Below are 5,640 nucleotides of genomic sequence, written 5' to 3'. Positions count from 1 at the left end.
CTACCAGGGTAGACGAACCGCCGCCGTCCAGGTTCAGCGCTTCCAGGCAACCCAGATCCTTCATAATGATTGCCAGCTCGTTCAAGTCAACACCACGGCTCCTATCCTGCCGACCATCCACTACCAGAAGAATGAGTTCGCCGTTTTGAGTATAACCGGCGGCGGTACGCGGGTGTACATTGGGGACGGAAGTGCCGAAAAACACCTCCTCATCACTGGTGATACGGATCTCGCCGCCGGATATCAGGCACGGACCGGCAGCCAGGGCATCGTGCATGTGCCAGGGGCGGGCGGATGCTACCTCAAACAGCGTATCAGGCAGGCCGGGCCGGTTTCTCAAAGGTTGGATGACTTCCATAAGCGTATCGCTATAGCTCATGACCCAGGCCACATCAATGTGGTCATCCTTGGTAAAACCTAGAGCAGCCCGAGCAAGTCGGAACCGCAACCCATCTCGCTGAACGCAGGGCGTCGGCGGTTCAAGCAGGACACCGTCCACCTTCAGGAGTCCCACGTGCTCCGCAGGCAGCAGGTCCATGCGAAAATAGCCTCCATTCACCACTACACAAGCGCCCAATCGCTGGGCAAATTCGGTGGCCGTCTCCCGCCGGTCTTTGTCCATCGACACCACTACATGGGTAGTAATGCGGGTATCCTTCTCACGTACCCGTATGTACCAAGCCCTCAGGGGCAGTTGCGGATTGTGTCCCTCATAAACCCGCACTCCTCCCGGCAGGCTAGCATTCAGCCCTTTCATGGGCTGCCAGTTCATAGGCAGGGAATCACCCGAGGAAGGTCTTGCACAAGCGCCGAAAAACAGCAAAACCAACCCTGCGGAGGTCAGCAATCGTGTTATCGCTCGCATCATAATCGGATTACCGAAACAGGTACCTTCCGATGACCGTCAAAAGTTAGCCGAATTGGATCAGAAGTCAAACCTTTGGGTCGTCATGGCCTGTGATACTGAGATTCTGAACTCGACTGCCCAGCCGGATAGCAGGGGCGATGAGCATTTCTCTGGCAAACCTTCGAGCCCGATTCCGATCGGGAACCGGCACCCGGGATTGAAGACTGGTCCTGATGATGATGGCAAAGGATTCAATTCCCTGAAATTGGGAAATATTTTCCAGGTGCAGGTCATATAAGCGTTGAGGGGTGACCGGTGCAGGGACACCACCAGTCACCCCTCGTTTACAGCCCTTCGTGTGTAAATTATTGCCTACCTATGCCTTATCGTGGGGGATCATTTGGGGGGTTATGAGGTGGGTCTTGATCTACTTCACCGAATTGGCAGAGAGCCAGTTGCGAGAAGACATAGGCAAGCAAAGGGGCGGCTTATACCCACATATCCCTATCCATACATCTCCAAACCAAAGATACTGGTATCACCAGCCAAAATGTCACAGCATGCAGCATCCCGGATATGCAGGCACAAGCCTTAAATCTTTATCTTCAAATAGCGGTCGAACCTCAGCTATTTATATTGCAAATATCTTGCCAAACCATCAGGTGGTGGATACCCGAGGATAAATCCACCGCCAGGCACCTTCACGAGCATAAAAACGTAGTGCAATTATTACCTTAAAGTAATCAATAGCTTATTTCCAATCCCCCCCGGCGTCGATCTCAATAAAATAATCGCTGGTGGTAGAATAGCTCCGGGCTACGGCCCGCGCGAATTGCTGGCACTATGCTATTAGCAATGTATGCCAACTCCCTTTGGAACTGGGCCGAGGAGCCCTTAGTTTCTGACCAAAGGTACCACATAAGCTCTGAAGAGATGCCCGATGGGAGACTGGCCGACAACCTCGGAAGAACTGATTCAGGTTCAAGAGGAGTTGCGGTGTCGGAAGCCAGCAATCTGGCGACCCGGCGTGGCACCCATCACGGTAGGTGCGTGCTTCGTTTGCTTTGGTCGGGGCTCAACGCGCAATGGGGCTCGCGGCGATATTGGTTGGGCCGGTGCGGCTCTATGGCACAATCGTCAAGTCATTGCGACCGCGACAGCAAAAGGCGCCGCAGGTGCACCATACAGCCCCGGGTTGCTGGCCTTGCGGGAAGGCCCCCTTCTGGAAGCTGCCGTGAGGGCACTGCCTACACTGCCGGACGTACTTCTAGTGAACGCTACCGGTCGCGACCATCCTCGCCGAGCCGGACTGGCCCTTCACCTGGGGGCCGTTCTCAATATTCCAACCGTCGGCGTGACTAACCGCCCCCTTCTTGCTCAGGGGGAATGGCCTGCTCCTGACCGGGGAAGCACCAGCCCCTTATGGCTTGAGGCCGAGAATGTCGCTGTCTGGCTGCGCACCCGCGCCGGTGCCCATCCGCTGGTTATACATCCGGCATGGCGTACCGATTTGGCTGTAGCCGTGACGGTAGCCCAATCTGTTTCTTTAAAGGCTCGAACCCCTGAGCCACTTCGGCATGCACGTCACCTGGCCCGAACAGCCCGAGCCCATGACCAAGGCAATAGTAGGTAAGGATCCCCAGCAATCGATTGCTGAGACCGGCGAGTCAGCAGGTTGTGTGAAAGAGCCCCCCTACGGGCTCCGCCTCCCGCAGTTCATTGTAGCGTTGAACCGCATCCTTTGTTCGGAGTATGTGCACCGGAATGCCGCGCTCCTCCAGCTTCATTAAGGTCTCTGGACAAACCTCGAGTCGCCCGTACATGCCCCTTGAAAGTACTACCACTGTGGCACCGTGCTCCAGGAGCTCTTCTATATCTGCAGGCTGAATACCCGGCGTATGGCCCGTACCGGTTTCCTTCCAGTTCCATTCCCGGCAGCCGCCGGGATAGAGCTTGGCATCCTTGAACCGTCTGCCGCCCTCGATTTCGATACGTCCCCAGGCGAGGCGAGTAATGCGCGGCGACGCCAGAGACTCATCCATCATATCTACCCCTGCTTGTAGATTCTACTATAAACCGTCCTATATTAGATTAATCATGCTATTAACCTACAAGGAAATTCTGGTCTGTAGCCAGTGCTTGATTTTCATGGCCTGCAGAAGACAATGGCACACCGGGCTCCCGAAATCCATCACTCCGACCATAGGCTTCAGTATGCGGCCCGGCTTTAGGCTCAGACACTTCACCAGGCCCACCTACAAATCAGCATAGCCCGGATCGGAAAGGCTTGGTGGAACGGTTACTGTACGAGGTCTATCGGCGCAATCGAATCCATACCTCGGTAGGATATCTTATCCCCGGCTGGATTCGAGGATCAGTGGTATGATAGCTCAAGGTAGGATTTCATTGTTTACAAAGAATCACTCAAATCGTGTGTAGTTTTTGGGGCGCACTACATCTAATGGCGCTATCATCCATCGATTAATAGGTGAATAACTACGGCAACCATCCTCCGCCAAATAGCTTAACGCGTTATCACCAGAATTGCGCCATCCACTCCGGTTTCGCCCAATTCTATAGATGCTTCTGAAGGCGTTAAAAAACGAATCTGCTCAATACTCGAAATAGGAATATGTGCTAGTTCCCGCACTCCGCCTATTCGAATTCTGTCCACGTAAACAATCAGGTTACTTCCTTCCCCATACTCTGTCACTTCTCCACGGAGCCAGTACGGGCGCAGCTCCTCGATCAGCGCCAGGGTATTGGGGGCACTTCTTGCCTGAATATCTTCAAAACGTATGGTATCGTCAAAGCTGATGGTTGCCTGGCCTGGAATTTCGCTAATCGCTGAACATGAAAGTAATCCAATAGCTCCAATTGTGATTATGATGAGTTTGACAGGCATAATAACTCCCCTATTGATATTATTTACAATATAATATGTTAACGGCTTTCCAACAAGCACGTGCCACGGTAGAACACATTGAACCAGGGAAGGTGTTGTGATAGATGGGCTTGTAAGTTAGCATCAACCGTGCCCGAAGTAAGACTACCAAGAGCTAGCACGACTATCCCCGCTATCCTAATCTGGTTCAGGGGCTGGAGATCGTGTGCCCTGAGCAGGTCTGGGTACCGGACACCACCCACATTCGGCTACGCCGCTTGATCATCGAGGGCGGCGATGGTTTTTTAACTCATTCCAGAGGCGTTCGTTTTTAGATATCGCACGGAACATACCTTAAAACCATAATCCAAGGCGTCTAAACGAAGGGATGCAGGCAAATTAGTGGACATTGTACCATTTGATACCGTACACATATATTCAGCGAGTTAATCAGAAAGGGGTTAATGTGAAAGTTGCCCTTCTAGGTGGAACCGGGTTTGTCGGCAGTTACCTGGTTGAGGAACTGCTGGAACGAGGCCACGAGCCAGTCCTTCTGGTGAGACCTGGCAGTGAAGGCAAGGTATCGCGGCGGCTGGAATGCACTCTCATTTCCGGTAACGTCGGCAATCAGAATGCCATTTTTGCCACGCTCGAAGGTTGTGATGCCGTAATCTACAGCATCGGGATCATCCGGCAGTTTGAGCGAAAAGGCATCACCTATGATGAGCTGCACTTCCAGGGCGCCAAGCGGGCTATGGACGCTGCCGTTCAATCAGGAATAAAACGCTTCATCCTGATGAGCGCCAATGGAGTAAAACCCGACGGCACCCCTTACCAAAAGACGAAATACCAGGCAGAGCAGTTCTTAAAAACCACTGGTCTGGAGTGGACTATTTTCCGTCCCTCCCTCATCTTTGGAGATCCCAGGGGAAAGATGGAATTCTGTACCCAGCTGCGTGACGGGCTAATTCGCTTACCAATCCCGGCGCCCCTTTTTTATCGGGGACTCTGGCCCATCAATGCGGGTATGTTCAAAATGTCACCTGTTCATGTCAAAGATGTTGCGGCTATTTTCGTTAAAGCCCTGGCCATACCGGAAACCATCGGGCAAACGTATGCGCTGGGAGGACCCACCACACTCAATTGGAAAACGCTCATACAGATTGTCGGGGATGCCAGTGGGAAACACAAATGGACTATCCCTACCCCGGTGCTTATTGTAAAAGCTGCCGCCGTTCTCCTGGATCGCTTTGACTTCTTCCCCATCACCCGCGACCAGATCGAGATGCTCGTGGAGGGTAACACCTGCGATTCAACCGAGGTTTTCCAATTGTTCAGCATTGAGCCCCAGCTGTTCACACCAGCAAATCTTAGCTATCTAAAAAGGGCGTGAATATATCATGGGAGGTTTCATTTCGAAACCGTAACAAGCGCGACCGAATGGAGGAATCAATGCCAGTCAATTCCACATCTAGAGTAGCAGCCATAAAAAAATGGACGCCGCCGACCAATTGGCAGAAAGTCACCACCATTGAAGCCCATGCCGCAGGCGAGCCTTTGCGGATTATTCTGAGCGGATTCCCAGAGTTACCAGGAGATTCTATCCTGGAGCGGCGTCGCCACGCTGAAGAACATCTCGATCACCTGAGGACAGCCCTCATGTGGGAACCCAGGGGCCACGCCGACATGTACGGCTGCATTCTGACCCCGCCTGTAACTCAGAAGGCGGATTTTGGGATTCTGTTTCTACACAATGAAGGCTTCAGTACCATGTTCGGCCATGGGGTCATTGCCGTAACGAAGGTGGTACTGGAGACGGGCATTCTTCCGATATCTGCCCCAGAAACCACGGTTAAAATAGATACCCCCGCGGGGCTCGTTACAGCCCATGCCAGAGTAGAGGCTGGGC

At 53.0% G+C, this 5,640-nt stretch carries 6 protein-coding genes; 3 read left to right on the top strand and 3 right to left on the bottom strand.

All coding sequences use genetic code 11. From position 1 onward, the window contains the following. On the bottom strand, window positions 1-772 hold a 772-nt coding region (locus tag ACETWG_11205), incomplete at its 3' end, for a phosphodiester glycosidase family protein (GenBank protein ID MFB0517153.1). Between the two features lie 1,015 nt (window positions 773-1,787). On the opposite strand from ACETWG_11205, the gene ACETWG_11200 reads away from it, so the two are divergent. Then, window positions 1,788-2,480, top strand: coding sequence for an endonuclease V (locus tag ACETWG_11200; GenBank protein MFB0517152.1), 693 nt, complete (start codon window positions 1,788-1,790; stop codon window positions 2,478-2,480). Window positions 2,481-2,514: 34 nt separating this feature from the next. Here the strand turns inward: ACETWG_11200 and ACETWG_11195 are convergent, their stop codons facing one another. Next, a complete protein-coding gene (locus ACETWG_11195) occupies window positions 2,515-2,892 on the bottom strand; it encodes an Mth938-like domain-containing protein (protein ID MFB0517151.1) in 378 nt (125 codons plus the stop codon). A 479-nt stretch (window positions 2,893-3,371) separates the two neighbouring features. Beyond that, window positions 3,372-3,752 carry a hypothetical protein gene (locus tag ACETWG_11190; protein MFB0517150.1) on the bottom strand — a complete coding sequence of 127 codons (381 nt, stop codon included), beginning with the start codon at window positions 3,750-3,752 and terminating at the stop codon, window positions 3,372-3,374. 445 nt (window positions 3,753-4,197) lie between these two features. On the opposite strand from ACETWG_11190, the gene ACETWG_11185 reads away from it, so the two are divergent. Next, a complete protein-coding gene (locus tag ACETWG_11185; GenBank protein ID MFB0517149.1) occupies window positions 4,198-5,124 on the top strand; it encodes an NAD(P)H-binding protein in 927 nt (308 codons plus the stop codon). Between the two features lie 59 nt (window positions 5,125-5,183). Further along, window positions 5,184-5,640, top strand: a 457-nt coding sequence (locus ACETWG_11180; GenBank protein MFB0517148.1) for a proline racemase family protein, incomplete at its 3' end; no start/stop codon positions are given.

The organism is Candidatus Neomarinimicrobiota bacterium (genome assembly GCA_041862535.1).
Taxonomy (GTDB): Bacteria; Fidelibacterota; Marinisomatia; order SCGC-AAA003-L08; family TS1B11.
The sequence above is the reverse complement of the archived record's forward strand: the minus strand, read 5'-3'. Positions and strand labels throughout refer to the sequence as shown.

What these genes read in the sequence shown, in the direction of transcription:
- ACETWG_11200 (MFB0517152.1), top strand. Translation starts at nt 1,788, where the DNA reads ATGGGAGACTGGCCGACAACCTCGGAAGAACTGATTCAGGTTCAAGAG.
- ACETWG_11195 (MFB0517151.1), bottom strand. Translation starts at nt 2,892, where the DNA reads ATGATGGATGAGTCTCTGGCGTCGCCGCGCATTACTCGCCTCGCCTGG.
- ACETWG_11190 (MFB0517150.1), bottom strand. Translation starts at nt 3,752, where the DNA reads ATGCCTGTCAAACTCATCATAATCACAATTGGAGCTATTGGATTACTT.